This window comes from Pseudomonas sp. TE12234 (assembly GCF_054061835.1).
Window position 1 is genome coordinate 155958 of record NZ_JBSSEP010000011.1, and the last position, 14865, is coordinate 170822.

Below are 14865 nucleotides of genomic sequence, written 5' to 3' on the forward strand. Positions count from 1 at the left end.
GCTCGCTCCCCCAAATTGCGCCTCTTATGGCAGGGATCAGTCCAGGGTATCGGCGGGCCACCGAGACTCTTACAATGCGTGCACCTCTCGAACCGGCCACCCCATGGACATCGATCTCGCCCGCACCTTTCTGGAAATCGTCCGCCATGGCAGCCTTGCCGCAGCGGCCGAGAAGCTCCACGTCACCCAGACCGCGATCACCGCACGGGTACAGAAACTCGAAAGCCAACTGGGCAGCACCCTGTTTGTGCGCAACCGCGCCGGCGCCCGCCTGACGCCCAACGGCGAAGCCTTCGTGGTGTATGCCAATCAACTGGTGGCAACCTGGGAAGCCGCGCGACGGGACCTGCCATTGCCCGAGGGATATCACAATGTGTTGCACATCGGCGGCGAGGTCAGTCTGTGCAACCCGTTGATGCTCAGTTGGGCCGGCGAGCTGCGCAAGAAAATCCCGAGCCACGCCCTACGCATGGAAATCCGCGACGGCGAAAACCTGCTGCGCCAGCTGGAACTGGGGGTGCTGGACGCGGCGCTGGTCTATCAGCCCGAATACTGGCCACGCCTGCAGGTCGAACAAGTGCTGGAGGAAAAACTGGTCCTCGTGCGCCTGCCCGGACGGGCCGAGCCTTACGTCTACATTGACTGGGGCCAGGACTTCCGGCGTCAGCACGATGCCGCACTGCCGGAAAAAGCCAAAGCCGCCCTGACCTTCAATCTCGGCCCGTTGGGCTTGCAATACATCCTGGAAAACGGCGGCAGCGGCTACTTCCGCACCCGCGTGGTGCAGAGCTACCTGGAGAGCGGCGTGCTGGAACAAGTCCCGAAAGCCCCGGAGTTCAGTTACCCGACCTATCTGGTCTACTCCCGCGACCGCGATTCGGAAACCCTGCAACGGGCCTTCGACCTGCTGCGCGACGTCATCCAGTCCGATGAAGACTGGTCGCAGCGCTGGAACCCGCTGATCTGAGTCCGCCTTGCACCGGATCGTGGCACTTGTGTCATCGAGGTTGGCCAGCCAAAACGCCGGGATCGTCTACGCTGCTGGAGATAACAATAACGACAGGTGATTGCAGTGAGGCAGACCACCGAGGGATTCCGCAGCCGCTACCGCGCCAACATTCACCCGCTCTATAACCCATGGCTGCACGGTGCCTTCGTGCTGCTGTTCGGCTTGCTCGCCATCGCCGTTTTCTGGAGCAACGTGCACCAGGTACAACCGGCTGAATGGCTGGCGGTGCCGCTGACGCTATTGTTCTTCAACTTCGTTGTGTACAGGGTGCATCGGCACCTGGGCCATCAGAAAAAAAGTTACGCGCGACTGTTCTATTCCCGTCACGCTGGCGACCATCACAGTTTTTTCGCGCCGGGCCACATGACCTACGACAGCGCCCGCGACTGGCGGGTGATTCTGTTTCCCGCCTGGTTGATCGTGTTGCACACCCTGCTCATCACCCTGCCCCTCTGGTGGCTGCTCAAGCAACTCGACGTCAACGTCGCCGGGTTGGTCGCAGGTTTCCTGGTCCTTGGCTACCTGGCCTATGAAGTGTTCCATGCCTGCGAACATCTGCCGCCGCACAATCCGCTGGCGCGCCTGCCGTGGATTCGCCAGATGCGCCGCCTGCATGAACTGCATCACCGTCGCGAGCTGATGCATGAGCGCAATTTCAACATCGTTTTTCCATTGATGGATTACCTGTTCGGCACCCTTTACTGGGAACCGGAGCCGGCGATCCCGCAACCGACGAGCACGCCCATGACCCGCATGCAACATCAGATCGAGATCGCCGGAACGCCCTTTGCCGTGCTGGCCTACGCCAGCAACGTGAGCCACTGGCCGCAGTGGCATCCATCGTCCCTCAGGATCAACGGACAAAAGGGCTCGCTGCACGCCGGCGCGCGGTTCGAGGAAGACATCCGCGCCGGTGGACGCGACGGGCATTTGAGTTGGGTGGTTGATGAATACCTGCCGGGGCTGCGCTGGCGTGCACAGGCGCTTGGCGACCATGGGCTGTCGCTGGCACTGACGTACGAATGTGAAGCCCGGGGTGATAGCACGCGGTTTATCCGCACACTGGAGTATCAATTCAGTGGCGTGACGATGCGCCTTGCCAATCGATTGTTGCTCAAGCGCCGGATTGAGCGTGAGTCAGCGGCCTCGATGCTGGCGCTGCGCGAGATGGCGGAAAAACACCTGGCCCTCGCGGAAGTCCGCGCGTGAGTCGCTCGATCCGGTTTCGCCATGGGTTACTGCTGGTGGTCATTGTCGTGGCTGCCTTCTTGCTGCTGATGCCAACCAGGGTCAAACCCGTGGCCTGGATGCCAGCACCCGCGCCCTCCCTCATCAGTGGCACCTACGCTGACAATCAGCGCCTCAAGGGCGTGGAGCCTGTCGGCGCTGCGGACATCGACGGCCCCGAAGCATTGCTGCTGGAAAGCGATACGCTGATCACCGGTTTGCATGACGGCCGGGTGATTCGCACCAGCCTTGACGGCAAGGTCACCAAGGTTCTGGCCGATACCGGTGGCCGCCCCTTGGGCCTGGCTCGCCACCCCAACGGCTTGCTGGTGATCGCGGATGCCGTCAAGGGGTTGCTGTCGCTGGACGCCCAGGGTCGCCTGGTGGCCTTGTCGACCGAGGCCAACGGCCTGCCCTTCGGTTTCACCGACGACGTCGCCATCGACAAGCCGGGGCACTATGCCTATTTCAGCGATGCCTCCAGCCGCTTCGGCTATGGCAAGGATGGAGAAGCAATCATCGAACACGGTGGCGATGGCCGCTTGTTGCGGTATGACTTCCAGACCGGCAAAACCTCCGTGCTCCTGGATAAGCTGGAATTTGCCAATGGCGTGACGCTCGGGCCGGACGATGCCTATGTACTGGTCAACGAAACCGGCGCCTATCGGATCAGCCGTTACTGGTTGAGCGGCCCCAAGGCGGGCACCCACGATCTGTTCATCGACAACTTGCCAGGCCTGCCCGACAACTTGGCGTTCAATGGTCACGACCGTTTCTGGGTAGCGCTGTACGCGCCGCGCAACGCCTTGCTCGACTCCACGGCGGCCCATCCCTTCATACGCAAGGTGATCGCACGTGCCATGACCGTGCTGCCCAAACCGGTGGAGAAACGCGCTTTCGTACTCGGACTCGATGTCGAAGGCAGGGTCATTGCCAACCTGCAGGACGGCAGCAGCGGCAATTACTCACCGATCACGACCGCGCGCGAATATGGTGACTGGCTGTATTTCGGTTCGCTGACGGCGAAAAACATGGTGCGCTTGCCGCTGCGCGCGACGTTGCAATAACAAACTGATCAAATGGCAGGAGCGGGTTTGCCCGCTCCCACAGGGTCAGGAGTCAATCGGAATCCAGGTCAATACCCTCGCGCCTTTTCGGCGGTTTGCCTGCTTCATCATCCGGCACTTCGTCGAGGCCGGGTTCTTCTTCAGGATTGACGGTATTGCGCCCCGGGCTCAAAGGCTCGGGATGGGTGGGGATGGGATCGAAGGCTCCCTGTTCTTCGCTGGGGAATTTTGGATGAGTCATGGGGCACCTCGTCTGTCGCCGTAATGACGGACTCTGATCATTCGAGGTGCCGTCGTTAGCGCCGTTCCAATTTTTCAGCCACCGATCGTCAGTGGCTCATGGGGTCTTCAGGACGACGACTCGAGTTGTTTGACGATCTTGTCCTTGACCATCAGGCGCGTCTCCTTGAGCTTCTTCACTGCGTCATCACTGGACTTGGCCTGCTCTGCCTTGACCACTTCGGCATCTGCCTGCGAATACTTGTTAAGCAGCGAATCCAATAACGGATCCTTGGTGCGTTTCTGCTGGATTTCTTCCTTTGAGCGTTTCAGATCCTGATAAAGGTCGTGTGACACCGGCATGGAACACCTCCGTTTGTTAATCGGTAGCAACCGCGACTGATTGCGTTCGCCAACTATCAGAATGGCCTTGGTTGACCGGTTCTGTCGACCACCTGTCAGACCAGCGGTGTCCGTTCGTCGTCCTGTCGCAATCGCGATAAAACCTTTGCCCGCCTGCCAGCCTCCACAGCTTAACGATCATCCCGATCACCCATGAAAATTGCGTGGAGATGCACCTATGGACGGATTCAACCTGCGCCACCTCACTCTGGCCGTCGCCTTGAGCACCTGCATGGGCACGGCGTTCGCCTCCACTTCCAACGACTTTGTCGATCACGCCGCCGCAGGTGGCATCGCAGAGATCGAAACCAGCAAGCTGGCGCTGGAAAAAAGCAGCTCGGCCGACATCAAGGCCTTCGCCAACATGATGATCACCGATCATTCCAAGGCCAATGATGAACTGGCGGCCATTGCGAAAAGTAATGACATCAAGGTGCCGGACAGCACGACACTGACCAACCAGGCCAAGGAAAAAATCCTCGACCTGCGCGATGAATCCTTTGACGCGGCGTATGCCAACAACCAGGTCAAGGCCCACGAACAGACCATCGAGTTGTTCAAGAAAGAGGCCAACACGGTGACCGACGACAAGACCAAAGGCGGGATGGAACTCAAAGGCTTCGCGCAGAAAATGCTGCCGGGGCTGGAAAAACACCTGGATATGGCGAAAAAACTTCAGGCGGCACACCCAAGCAAATAGCCCCCATACACACAAAAAGGCCGCATCAAGGGATGCGGCCTCGTTGCATTCAACCTAACCGCCATCGGTATCAATGTCGGCGTCGGTCTCGTCACCCGGCTTTGGTCGATCCGGATCGGGCTTGAAACCCGGACTGAACTCATTGTCGTTATCGCTGTGAAGGTTTTTCTGGTCGACCGATTTGTCGGCGCTTTCCGGCTCGGCAGTTATTGCGTCGTCCTCTGGACCCCTTTTATCGCTCATGATGACCTCGTTCGTCGCTGTCATTGCGGGGCTGGAACAGCCCGGCCATGCAGGTTCGAAGCCATCTCGCGGGCGGCGTTCCATCCGTTGGCCGAATTGGCACAAGAAACACCGGCATAAGCTCCCACCGCCCCTTCACGCCGCGCCAAGCACCCGACCCAAAAACGGCGCGGTCCGGCTCTTCTTGCTCTTGGCGACTTTCTGTGGCGTCCCCGCAACAACCACTTTGCCACCTTGATCCCCTGCCCCTGGACCGATATCGATCACCCAGTCACTCTGCGCCACCACGCGCATTTCGTGCTCGACGACAATCACCGTGTGCCCCGCCGTCACCAGGTTGTTCAATTGTTCCAGCAAACGATCGACGTCCCGTGGGTGCAGTCCGGTGGTGGGTTCGTCGAGCACATAGAGCGTGGCCCCGCGCTGGTTGCGTTGCAGTTCGGTGGCCAGTTTGATGCGCTGGGCTTCGCCGCCGGACAGCTCGGTCGCCGGTTGACCGAGGCGCAAATAGCCCAGGCCGATGTCGCGCAGCACCTCCAGCGAGCGGCGGATGGCCGCTTGTTCGGCGAACACTTCGACGGCTTCGTCCACCGTCAATTGCAACACCTGCGCAATATTGCGGCCCTGCCAGGTGATCGCCAGTGTCTCGGGGTTGTAGCGGTCACCGTGGCAGGTCGGGCACGGTGCATAGACGCTGGGCATGAACAGCAACTCGACGCTGACAAAACCCTCGCCCTCGCAGGTCGGGCAACGGCCCTTGGCAACGTTGAAGGAAAACTGCCCGGCGTCATAACCCGCCGCTTGCGCCTCGGGCGTGGCAGCGTAGAGCTTGCGTACGTTGTCGAACAGCCCGGTGTAGGTCGCCAGGTTGGAACGCGGGGTACGTCCGATGGGTTTCTGATCGACTTGCACCAGGCGTTTGATCGACGCCAGTCCCGCCGTCACCTGACCACCGCTGACCTGCGGCGTGTCGTCTTCCAGATTCAATTCCTGGGGTTCGCTGTCGGCGGCCGGGCGCCCGAGGTGTGCGCCGACCAGTTCCAGCAACGCCTGGCTGACCAGGCTCGATTTGCCCGAACCCGAGACCCCGGTCACCGCGGTGAAACAACCCAACGGAAACTCGACATCGAGATCATTCAGGTTGTTGCGGGTAATGCCTTCCAGGCGTAGCCAATCCCGGGCCTTGCGGCTGGTACGGGCCTGGCTGGCTTGCTCGGCAAACAGGTAGGCACGGGTTTGCGATTCGGCCACTTCAGCCAACCCGGCCGGTGGACCGCTGTACAGCACCCGCCCGCCATGCTCACCCGCCGCCGGGCCGACGTCGATCAACCAGTCGGCACGCTGCATGGTTTGCAGATCGTGCTCGACCACGAACAAGGTATTGCCGGCGGCCTTCAAGCGTTGCAGGGCGTCGAACAGCGCCTCGCCATCCGCCGGATGCAGGCCGGCCGACGGCTCATCCAGCACGTAGATCACGCCGAACAACTGCGAGCCCAACTGCGTCGCCAGGCGCAGACGCTGCAACTCACCCGATGACAGCGTCGGCGTGCTGCGCTCCAACGCCAGGTAACCGAGGCCAAGGTCGGTCAGGGTACTGACCCGTTCCAGCAGATCCTGGGCGATTCGTTGCGCAGCGAGGCGCTTCTCCACCGACAGGTTCGGCGTATGGCGTACATCAGGAGCGTCGGCGTGGCCGCTGGCGCCGTGGGCGACGCGCTGCTCTCGGGCCTCGCGGGTCTGGCTGTGGGTCAGCACCTCGCCCGCTTCATCACCCTCCTCCAGGTAATGCTGGGCCGCCACCGGCTTGAGCACCTCAGCGACCTGCAACAACGGCATCTGTGACAGCGCGCCGATGTCGTAGCCGGCAAAGGTCACCGACAGCGCCTCGCGCTTGAGCCGCTTGCCGTCGCACAACGGGCACGGGCTGCCGAGCATGAACTGCGAGACGCGCTTCTTCATCAGCGCACTCTGCGAATGGGTGAAGGTGTGCAGGATGTAGCGACGCGCGCCGGTGAAGGTGCCCTGGTAACTCGGTTCCATCTTGCGCTTGAGGGCGACCCGGGTTTCTTCCGGGGTGAGGCCGGCATACACCGGCACCGTCGGGGTTTCCTCGGTGAACAGAATCCAGTCGCGCTGTTTTTTCGGCAGGTCACGCCAGGGAACATCGACGTCATAGCCCATGGTCACCAGAATGTCCCGCAGGTTCTGGCCCTGCCAGGCCAGGGGCCACGAGGCGACGGCACGCTGGCGGATGGTCAGGCTCGGGTCCGGGACCATCAGCGCCTCGGTGACTTCATACACCCGGCCCAGGCCGTGACATTCCGGGCAGGCACCCTGGGGCGTATTGGGCGAAAAATCTTCGGCGTACAGCATCGGCTGGCCTGGCGGATAACTGCCGGCGCGGGAATAGAGCATGCGAATCAGGCTCGACAACGTCGTCACGCTGCCCACCGAAGAACGCGTGCTCGGCGTGCCCCGTTGCTGCTGCAAAGCCACGGCCGGAGGAAGGCCTTCGATGGAGTCCACATCCGGGACGCCGACCTGATCGATCAGGCGCCGCGCATAAGGAGCGACGGATTCGAAATAGCGGCGTTGCGCTTCAGCGTAGAGGGTCGAAAACGCCAGCGACGATTTTCCCGAACCGGACACCCCGGTAAACACCACCAGGGCATCGCGGGGAATATCGACATCGACGTTCTTGAGATTGTGTTCCCGGGCACCGCGTACCTTGACCATGCCGGAGGTTGGAGTGGAGGTGCGGTTTGAGGTCATCAGGTCGCCTTGATTGGATATTTGAAAAAACACCGGTCCTCGTGGGAGCGAGCTTGCTCCGGGCGGCGTTCCGACGAAAACGTCGGCACAGTCAACAGGTGGGTTGCCTGACACACCGCCCTCGCGAGCAAGCTCGGCTCCTACAGATGGAATGTGTTCAACCGTTGAGCACCGTACGAATCATCCGGGTCAGCGCGTCGGGGCCGTAGGGCTTGCCCAGCAAATGGGTATCGGGGCTGAGTTGGTGGTTGCGCGAGATAATGTCACGGGTATGCCCCGAGGTGAACAGCACCGTCACGGGTGGATTCTGCACCTTGGCCCACGCCGCGAGATCCGAGCTCTTGATCAGGCCCGGCATGACCACATCGGTAAAAATCAGGTCCACTGCGACGCCTTCCAGCAACATCTGCATGGCGATGTCGGCATTGGCGGCCGTCAGCACCTGATAGCCCTCTTCGCGCAACAACTCCACCGTTGAAACGCGCACCGCTTCATTGTCCTCGACCACCAGAATCCGTTCGTAGCCGCCACGTTGCTGCACGTCTGCAGTGGTTGTCTCTTTGCCCACCGTGCGCAGGCTGCGCGGGAAGTACAACTGCACCCGGGTACCTTCACCAACGACGCTGGACATTTCGATGTGCCCACCGCTTTGTTTGACGAAGCCGAATACCATGCTCAAGCCAAGCCCCGTGCCCTGGCCGTCGGGTTTGGTGGTGAAGAACGGTTCAAACGCCTGGGCGAGCACCTGCGGCGGCATGCCTGCACCGGTGTCCGCCACCGATACCCGTACATAGTCGCCGGCGACAATGCCCTTGCCCGTGCAAAATGCGCGATCAAGGCGAATGTTTTCCGCGCTCAGGTCGATGGTCCCCTCACCTCTCATGGCATCCCGGGCATTGATGGCCAGGTTGAGAATGGCATTTTCCAGTTGATTGCGATCGACGAACACCGGCCAAAGGTTGGCCGGCGCACTCATATGCACCTGGAAGGTTTCACCCAGCGCGCGCTGCAACAGCTCACCCAGGCCATCGAAAATCTGCTCAGGCGTATAAATGGCCGGGGACAAGGGCTGCCGACGGGCAAACGCGAGCAATTGCGAAGACAGTTTTGCCCCGCGTTCGACGGCGGCAATCGACGCCGCCACCCGGCGCTGGACATTGGCGTTGTTCGGCTCATGCCGGGCCAGCAAGTGCAGGTTGCCGGCGATCACCTGCAACAGGTTGTTGAAGTCGTGAGCCACGCCGCCAGTCAGGCCACCGATGGCTTCGAGCTTCTGCGATTGGCGCAGTTGTTCTTCCGCCGCCAGCCGCGCCCCGACTTCGTCGGCCACGCGTTGCTCCAGGTTACGGGTGAACCTGAGCAAGGACTCCTCGGCGATCTTGCGTTCATGGATGTCGATCAACACCCCGGGGAAACGAAACGGCTCGCCCTGTTCGTTGAACTCGCAACAGCCACTGGCGAGTACCCACCGATAACTGCCATCAGGGCGAATGACCCGATATTCGGCATTGAAGGGTTCGCCAGTCGTCATCGATTGCCGGACCTGTTCCTGCAGCCAACTGAGGTCGTCGGGGTGGATATGCGCTTGGGCGATGTCTTGTGGCAGGTTGTCCAGCGGTTGTTCGGCGGGATAGGAAAAGGTACGGGCGAAACGCTCATCACCGCTCAACACATTGCTCTTCACGTCCCAGACAAACGAACCGAGCAAGGCGCCGGCATTCAACGCCAGGCGTACCCGTTCGTTGTCGGCGCGATAGGCATCTTCGGCGGCCTGTCGACGGCGTTCGGAAATCACCCGCTCCGTGGTCTCGACGACCATTGCCATGACCCCGGCGGGCTTGCCGTCATCATCGGCGACAGGGCTGTAATAGAGGTCCATCCACACGTCTTCGGGGATGCCGCTTCTGAGCAGCACCAACTCTTTATTGCGGTAGGACAACGTGCCGCCGGCCAGGCAGGTATCGACCACATGTCGATTGAATTCGGCGACTTCCGGCCAGCCCAGCTCGACCGGAGAACCCAATAGATAAGGATGCCGCCCGCCGGCAAACTCCGAATAGGCGTCGTTATAGATCATGTAGCCGGGCCGCCCCCAGAGCATCACCATCGGCAGTGGCGAGGCAAGCATCAGTTGCACCGAACTGCTCAGGCTCTTGGGCCAGGTGTCGATGTTGCCCAGCTCGGTCCCGCGCCAGTCGAACGCACGAATGCGCCCGGCCATTTCGCCGCCCCAGCCGGCACACCCGTGGCTATCCTCTAGAAACTGCATCGGTTGACCTTGTCCAGGAAATCACACCCGTTTGTTTCGAGCATCGCGGATGGCATTGGTTTCATAGAGGTATAGCTGATTCTCGCGGTCCATCCTGAACGACCAGAATCCGTGACTGGCAAACCCTGTGGGAGCATTTGCAGTATCAGACCGGATGATTACACCTCAATCAGGTGTTTAAGCGGGTGATAACCGGTTTTCAACGTGGCGGCCACATCCAGAATCGCCTTCTCGATGCCATTCAAATGCATGCAGGTCAGCTCGATCGCCGCGCTCTGGTTACCGGCTTCGATGTACTCGATCAATCGCAAGTGTTCGTCATCGCGACAGGCTTCGTGGCTATCGTCATCCAGCGCAGCAGCGTAGAGCGAGGCGCGGGAGATCAGTTTCTGGAACCAGTCCAGCAACACCGGGTTGTTCAGGCTGCGGGCCAGTTTGATGTGGAACTCGCCGAGCAAATGGATCAGGCGCTCGTGATCGCCGCTCTGATGCGCTTCGTCCTCCAGCAGCAAGTGATCGCGCAGATCCTGGGTCACCGCGGTATCGCGGCGGCGGCACAGTTCGCTGACGATGCCGATTTCGATCAAACGCCGGGTTTCGAACAGCGAACGGATCTCTTCGTCGCTCGGTAACGATACCGACGCACCTTTATTGGGCTCGGTGGTGACCAGGCCATCGGCTTCCAACTGCTTGAGCGCGGCACGAACCGATGTGCGGCTGACACTGAAAAGTTCCGCCAGCGATGACTCGCCCAGCTTCATCCCGGGACGCAAGGTGCGCTTGCTGATCGCCTCGTAAACCCCTTGGTAGACACGGTCGACCGTGGTTTCCAGTTTCTTTTCCGCCATTCGATCACTCCTTCAGCGCCATGCAATCAGCCCCAGGCGAATCAACAGCCTTTCAAAAGGGGGTTGCACGAGCAGATTAATCCGGGTATTTCTAAATTGCATCCAGATTTTGCATACAATAATTAGAGGAATGCACCATTATGGGTCATCCAGTTGCAATCGAAGTGCGTAACGTCTTTAAACGGTATTCCGACGATCCGGGGCTGGCTCCAGCCCTCGACAACGTTTCAGTCGACATTGCCGACAACGAGTTCTTCACCCTGCTCGGCCCTTCCGGCTGTGGCAAAACCACCCTGCTGCGCACCATCGCCGGCTTCGAGCACGTCAGCGACGGCGAGATTCGCCTCGCGGGCGAACCGGTCAATGACTTGCCGCCGTTCAAGCGTCGGGTCAACACGGTATTCCAGAGCTACGCGCTGTTTCCGCACATGAGTGTTGCGCAGAATATCGCCTTCGGCCTTGAGATGCAGGGTCTTGATCACAAGCAGATTGCGCAGCGGGTCGACGAAATGCTCGCCCTGGTGCAAATGCAGCACCTGGCCAAGCGCAAACCGGCGGAATTGTCCGGGGGCCAGCAACAGCGCGTGGCTCTGGCACGGGCCCTGGCGCCGAAACCGAAAGTGCTGTTGCTCGACGAACCGCTGTCGGCCCTGGACCTCAAGCTGCGCAAGGAAATGCAGGTCGAACTCAAGCGCGTGCAGAAGGAAGCCGGGATCACCTTTATTTTCGTCACCCACGACCAGGAAGAAGCCCTGACCCTGTCCGATCGCATTGCCGTGATGTCCGCCGGCAAAATCCTGCAGATCGGCACGCCCAATGACATCTACGAACGGCCGCAGCATCAGTTTGTCGCGCAGTTCATCGGTGACATCAACTTCCTGCCCGGCCACCTCAAGCGCGGCCAGCAGAACGAAAAACTCTTCGTGCCCAATGGCATGCCGGTGGAAATCCCCTGCCCGGCCCAAGGCTTCGATGGCGCCAGCGTGCAACTGGCGTTCCGTCCGGAGCGCTCGCAACTGGTCGATCCGACGCAACCGCATCACCTGCGCGGGGTGATCGAGGCCGTGTTGTATGTCGGCACCGCAACCCTCTATCAGTGCCGCCTGAACAACGACATCAAGGTCATGCTGCGCGAGAACAACGAAGGCCTGAATCGCGGACGGGGGGTGGGCGATCGCGTCGCGGTCAACCTGCCGCCCCACGCTTGCCTGCTGATGGAGGCCTGAGATGAGCGTCAGCAGCACTTCTCCCGCCCTCAACCGCGCGCTGTTGCTCAGCCCGGTGGTTCTGACCCTGCTGGCCCTGATCGCCATCCCGTTGGGCATCATGGGCTACATCAGCCTGTTGCCGCGCAACGTGTATGGCGGTGTCGACTGGCAGGCCAACTGGCAATTGCAAAGCTACGTGCAGCTGTTTTTCCAGGAAGGTTTCGACGGTGAACTGGAGCTGAACTGGGTCTACGCCCAGGCGCTGTTGCGCTCGGTGTTTCAGGCCGGTGGCACGACCGTGTTGTGCTTCCTCTTTGGCTTTCCGGTGGCGTTGTGGATGTCGAGCCTGACACCGCGCCGGCGCAACCTGATGGTCTTGCTGATCACCATCCCGTTCTGGACCAACCTGCTGATCCGCAACTACGCCTGGCTGATCATCCTGCGCGAACAGGGCTGGGTCGCCCAAACCCTCAATGCGCTGTTCCCCCAGGCCGGTGGCATCACCTTGCTCTACAACGACTTCGCGGTCAGCGTCGGGCTGGTCTACAGCTTCCTGCCGTTCATGATCCTGCCGATTTATTCGACCCTGGAAAAACTCGACTGGCGCCTGGTAGAAGCCGCCTACGACCTCGGTGCCAATCGCTGGCACGCGCTGAAGCGGATCATTTTGCCGCTGTCGATGCCGGGGGTGATTGCCGGTTCGCTGCTGGTGTTCGTGCCGAGCCTTGGCGCGTTCATTACCCCGGCGATTCTCGGCGGCGGCAAGACGCTGATGATCGGCAACCTGATCCAGCAACAGTTCGGCACCGCGCGCAACTGGCCGCTGGGCAGTTCGCTGTCGTTCCTGCTGCTGGGGATCATGATGCTGTCCCTGGTGCTGTACGCCCTCTATAGCCGCAATGCCGCCAAGACCCTGCGTCGGGGAGCCCAAGCATGATCGCCTTGCACCTGAAAAAACTGCCCCTGACCCGTGAAGTCAGTCTGTTGATGCTGGCTTATCTGTACCTGCCGATCCTGGTGTTGATTGCCTACAGCTTCAACGCCAACCGCTCGGCGACGGTGTGGACCGAGTTCTCCTTCGCCTGGTACGGACGGATTCTGGCCAACCCGTCGATCCAGACGGCGGCGCTGAACTCGATCATCGTCGCCAGCATCGCCACGGTCTGCGCCACGGCCATTGCCTTGCTCGCGGCGCTGGCCACCTACCGGCCGTTCTACGGACAGAAAATGGTCGAGGGCGGGATCAACCTGCCGCTGATCCTGCCGGAGATCGTCACGGCGGTCGCCACCCTGCTGCTGTTCATGGCGCTCGGCATCAAGCTCGGATTGCTGACGGTGATCATCGCGCACATCGGTTTCTGCATTCCGTTTGCATACCTGCCGATCCGCGCGCGGCTCAACGACCTGGACAAGAGCCTGCTGGAAGCGGCGAACGATCTGTACGCCAACCCGTGGCAGGTGTTTCGCCGGGTGACCTTGCCGCTGTTGTGGCCGGCGGTGTTGTCCGGTTCGGTGCTGGCGTTTGTGGTCAGCCTCGACGATTTCATCATGACCTTCTTCGTCGCCGGGCCGGGTTCGACCACCCTGCCGGTGTACATCTTCTCCGCGATCAAGGCCGGCGTGACGCCGGAGATCAATGCGATTTCGACCCTGATGCTGGTGATTTCCATCGTGCTGGTGGTGCTGGCCTTCTGGCTGGGACAGCGCGGTAAACAACAATGAGCCTGGAGCCTGTTTTTATGAACAAAAAAGTGAAAAGCATGCGTTTCGCCGTTGCCAGTCTGGCCTTGAGTTGCTTCACCGCTTTCAGTGCACAGGCCGCAGAGCCCAAGGAACTGTTCTTCTATAACTGGACCGATTACTACCCGGTCGACCTGCTGGCCAAGTTCGAAAAGGAGACCGGGATCAAGGTCACCATGGACGGTTATGACAGCAACGAAACCCTGCTGGCCAAGTTGCAGGCCGGGGGCGCGGCGTATGACGTGATCGTGCCGTCGCAGTCGATCATGCGCACCCTGATCAACCAGAACCTGCTGCTGGAAATCGACACCCCGACCCTACCCAATTTCCAATACGTGAAACCGGCGTTCCGCGACCCGAGCTTCGACCCCGGCCGCAAATTCTCGGCACCGTACTTGTGGGGCACCACCGGGTTTTCCTATGACAGTGCGCGGGTGCCGGGCGGCAAACTCGACGACTCGTGGAAAGAGTTCTTCGAACCGCGCAAGGAACTGCAAGGCCAGCTCGCCGCGCTCGACACCTCCAGCAGCGTGATCAATGCCGCCAGCCATTACCTGAACGTCGACGAATGCAGCGAAAACCCGCAGGACGCCAAGCGCATCCTCGAACTGCTGCAAAAACAGAAACCGTTCCTGAAGATGTACAGCTCGGACAACACCGTCGATCGCATGGCCTCCGGTGAAGTGATCATGATGCAGAACTGGAACGGCTCCACCGCGCGAGCCACGTTGCAGAAGAGCACCATCAAGTACGTCTACCCGCGCGAAGGCCTGGCGATGTTCCAGGACAACTTCGCCGTCCCGAAAAGCGCCCCGCACCCTGGCAACGCGAAGCTCTTCATCGACTGGATGATGAAACCGGAAAACGCCGCCGCCGTGTCCAACGCCATCGCCTACGCCAACGGCATCCAGAGCGACACGTTGATCGACGCCAAATGGCGCGTGATGGACGCCATCAACATGCCCGACGAATTCGCCTCGCGCCTGCGCCCCGAGAAAGAGTGCAGCAACAAGGCGCGGGAACTGCAGGACCGCATCTGGGCGAAGCTCAAGGGCTGATTGCCTGACTGAGACCGAGTCGCGGCCATCGCGAGCAGGCTCGCTCCCACAGGTGACGCATTCCACATGTGGGAGCGAGCCTGCTCGCGAATAGGCCGGCCCT

14 protein-coding genes are annotated in these 14865 nt (G+C 60.8%); 8 read left to right on the forward strand and 6 right to left on the reverse strand.

What is annotated here, in order from left to right; genetic code table 11:
* Positions 1-103: 103 nt before the first annotated feature.
* The 3 genes from ACVWYU_RS18445 (at position 104) to ACVWYU_RS18455 (ending at position 3303) form a co-directional block, all read left to right on the forward strand.
* Positions 104-967: a LysR family transcriptional regulator gene (locus ACVWYU_RS18445; RefSeq protein ID WP_457373357.1), complete on the forward strand. Its 864-nt coding sequence runs from the start codon at positions 104-106 to the stop codon at positions 965-967.
* Between the two features lie 105 nt (positions 968-1072).
* Positions 1073-2218, forward strand: coding sequence for a sterol desaturase/SRPBCC family protein (locus ACVWYU_RS18450; RefSeq protein WP_457373358.1), 1146 nt, complete (start codon positions 1073-1075; stop codon positions 2216-2218).
* Complete coding sequence (locus ACVWYU_RS18455; RefSeq protein ID WP_457373359.1) at positions 2215-3303, forward strand: SMP-30/gluconolactonase/LRE family protein; 1089 nt, start codon at positions 2215-2217, stop codon at positions 3301-3303. Before ACVWYU_RS18450 ends, ACVWYU_RS18455 begins: the two co-directional genes overlap by 4 nt.
* Before the next feature lie 52 nt (positions 3304-3355).
* Here ACVWYU_RS18455 and ACVWYU_RS18460 read toward each other — a convergent pair whose 3' ends face one another.
* Both ACVWYU_RS18460 and ACVWYU_RS18465 read right to left on the reverse strand, forming a co-directional pair.
* On the reverse strand, positions 3356-3544 hold the full coding sequence (locus ACVWYU_RS18460) for a hypothetical protein (protein WP_247256633.1): 189 nt from the start codon (positions 3542-3544) through the stop codon (positions 3356-3358).
* Positions 3545-3651: 107 nt separating this feature from the next.
* Positions 3652-3885 (reverse strand): DUF465 domain-containing protein, encoded by a 234-nt coding sequence (locus tag ACVWYU_RS18465; protein ID WP_090322766.1) that lies wholly within the window; start codon positions 3883-3885, stop codon positions 3652-3654.
* Between the two features lie 217 nt (positions 3886-4102).
* Here ACVWYU_RS18465 and ACVWYU_RS18470 point away from each other — a divergent pair, with 217 nt between their 5' ends.
* On the forward strand, positions 4103-4624 hold the full coding sequence (locus tag ACVWYU_RS18470; RefSeq protein WP_457373360.1) for a DUF4142 domain-containing protein: 522 nt from the start codon (positions 4103-4105) through the stop codon (positions 4622-4624).
* A 54-nt stretch (positions 4625-4678) separates the two neighbouring features.
* On the opposite strand, the gene ACVWYU_RS18475 is transcribed toward ACVWYU_RS18470, so the two are convergent.
* The 4 genes from ACVWYU_RS18475 to ACVWYU_RS18490 form a co-directional block, all read right to left on the reverse strand.
* Positions 4679-4867 (reverse strand): hypothetical protein, encoded by a 189-nt coding sequence (locus tag ACVWYU_RS18475; protein ID WP_090327362.1) that lies wholly within the window; start codon positions 4865-4867, stop codon positions 4679-4681.
* Between the two features lie 135 nt (positions 4868-5002).
* Positions 5003-7639 (reverse strand): excinuclease ABC subunit A, encoded by a 2637-nt coding sequence (locus tag ACVWYU_RS18480; protein ID WP_457373361.1) that lies wholly within the window; start codon positions 7637-7639, stop codon positions 5003-5005.
* 157 nt (positions 7640-7796) lie between these two features.
* The gene (locus tag ACVWYU_RS18485; RefSeq protein ID WP_457373362.1) at positions 7797-9908 is read right to left on the reverse strand and encodes an ATP-binding protein; all 2112 of its coding nucleotides are present in this window, start codon (positions 9906-9908) and stop codon (positions 7797-7799) included.
* A 158-nt stretch (positions 9909-10066) separates the two neighbouring features.
* Positions 10067-10756: a GntR family transcriptional regulator gene (locus ACVWYU_RS18490; protein ID WP_247256629.1), complete on the reverse strand. Its 690-nt coding sequence runs from the start codon at positions 10754-10756 to the stop codon at positions 10067-10069.
* A 140-nt stretch (positions 10757-10896) separates the two neighbouring features.
* On the opposite strand from ACVWYU_RS18490, the gene ACVWYU_RS18495 reads away from it, so the two are divergent.
* Genes ACVWYU_RS18495 through ACVWYU_RS18510 form a run of 4 tightly spaced genes read left to right on the forward strand, consistent with a single transcriptional unit; the run spans position 10897 to position 14762 of the window.
* Entirely contained in the window at positions 10897-11982 is a 1086-nt protein-coding gene (locus ACVWYU_RS18495) for an ABC transporter ATP-binding protein (protein WP_247256628.1), read from the forward strand.
* 1 nt (position 11983) lies between these two features.
* On the forward strand, positions 11984-12901 hold the full coding sequence (locus ACVWYU_RS18500; RefSeq protein ID WP_090322776.1) for an ABC transporter permease: 918 nt from the start codon (positions 11984-11986) through the stop codon (positions 12899-12901).
* Complete coding sequence (locus ACVWYU_RS18505; protein ID WP_090322779.1) at positions 12898-13686, forward strand: ABC transporter permease; 789 nt, start codon at positions 12898-12900, stop codon at positions 13684-13686. The genes ACVWYU_RS18500 and ACVWYU_RS18505 overlap by 4 nt, the downstream gene beginning before the upstream one ends.
* Before the next feature lie 17 nt (positions 13687-13703).
* A complete protein-coding gene (locus tag ACVWYU_RS18510) occupies positions 13704-14762 on the forward strand; it encodes an extracellular solute-binding protein (RefSeq protein WP_248915882.1) in 1059 nt (352 codons plus the stop codon).
* The last annotated feature ends 103 nt before the right edge of the window (positions 14763-14865 follow it).

Coding starts and splice junctions, on each gene's coding strand:
- ACVWYU_RS18475 (WP_090327362.1), bottom strand. CDS start 4,867: ATGAGCGATAAAAGGGGTCCAGAGGACGACGCAATAACTGCCGAGCCG.
- ACVWYU_RS18445 (WP_457373357.1), top strand. CDS start 104: ATGGACATCGATCTCGCCCGCACCTTTCTGGAAATCGTCCGCCATGGC.
- ACVWYU_RS18470 (WP_457373360.1), top strand. CDS start 4,103: ATGGACGGATTCAACCTGCGCCACCTCACTCTGGCCGTCGCCTTGAGC.
- ACVWYU_RS18500 (WP_090322776.1), top strand. CDS start 11,984: ATGAGCGTCAGCAGCACTTCTCCCGCCCTCAACCGCGCGCTGTTGCTC.
- ACVWYU_RS18490 (WP_247256629.1), bottom strand. CDS start 10,756: ATGGCGGAAAAGAAACTGGAAACCACGGTCGACCGTGTCTACCAAGGG.
- ACVWYU_RS18460 (WP_247256633.1), bottom strand. CDS start 3,544: ATGACTCATCCAAAATTCCCCAGCGAAGAACAGGGAGCCTTCGATCCC.
- ACVWYU_RS18505 (WP_090322779.1), top strand. CDS start 12,898: ATGATCGCCTTGCACCTGAAAAAACTGCCCCTGACCCGTGAAGTCAGT.
- ACVWYU_RS18510 (WP_248915882.1), top strand. CDS start 13,704: ATGAACAAAAAAGTGAAAAGCATGCGTTTCGCCGTTGCCAGTCTGGCC.
- ACVWYU_RS18465 (WP_090322766.1), bottom strand. CDS start 3,885: ATGCCGGTGTCACACGACCTTTATCAGGATCTGAAACGCTCAAAGGAA.
- ACVWYU_RS18485 (WP_457373362.1), bottom strand. CDS start 9,908: ATGCAGTTTCTAGAGGATAGCCACGGGTGTGCCGGCTGGGGCGGCGAA.
- ACVWYU_RS18495 (WP_247256628.1), top strand. CDS start 10,897: ATGGGTCATCCAGTTGCAATCGAAGTGCGTAACGTCTTTAAACGGTAT.
- ACVWYU_RS18480 (WP_457373361.1), bottom strand. CDS start 7,639: ATGACCTCAAACCGCACCTCCACTCCAACCTCCGGCATGGTCAAGGTA.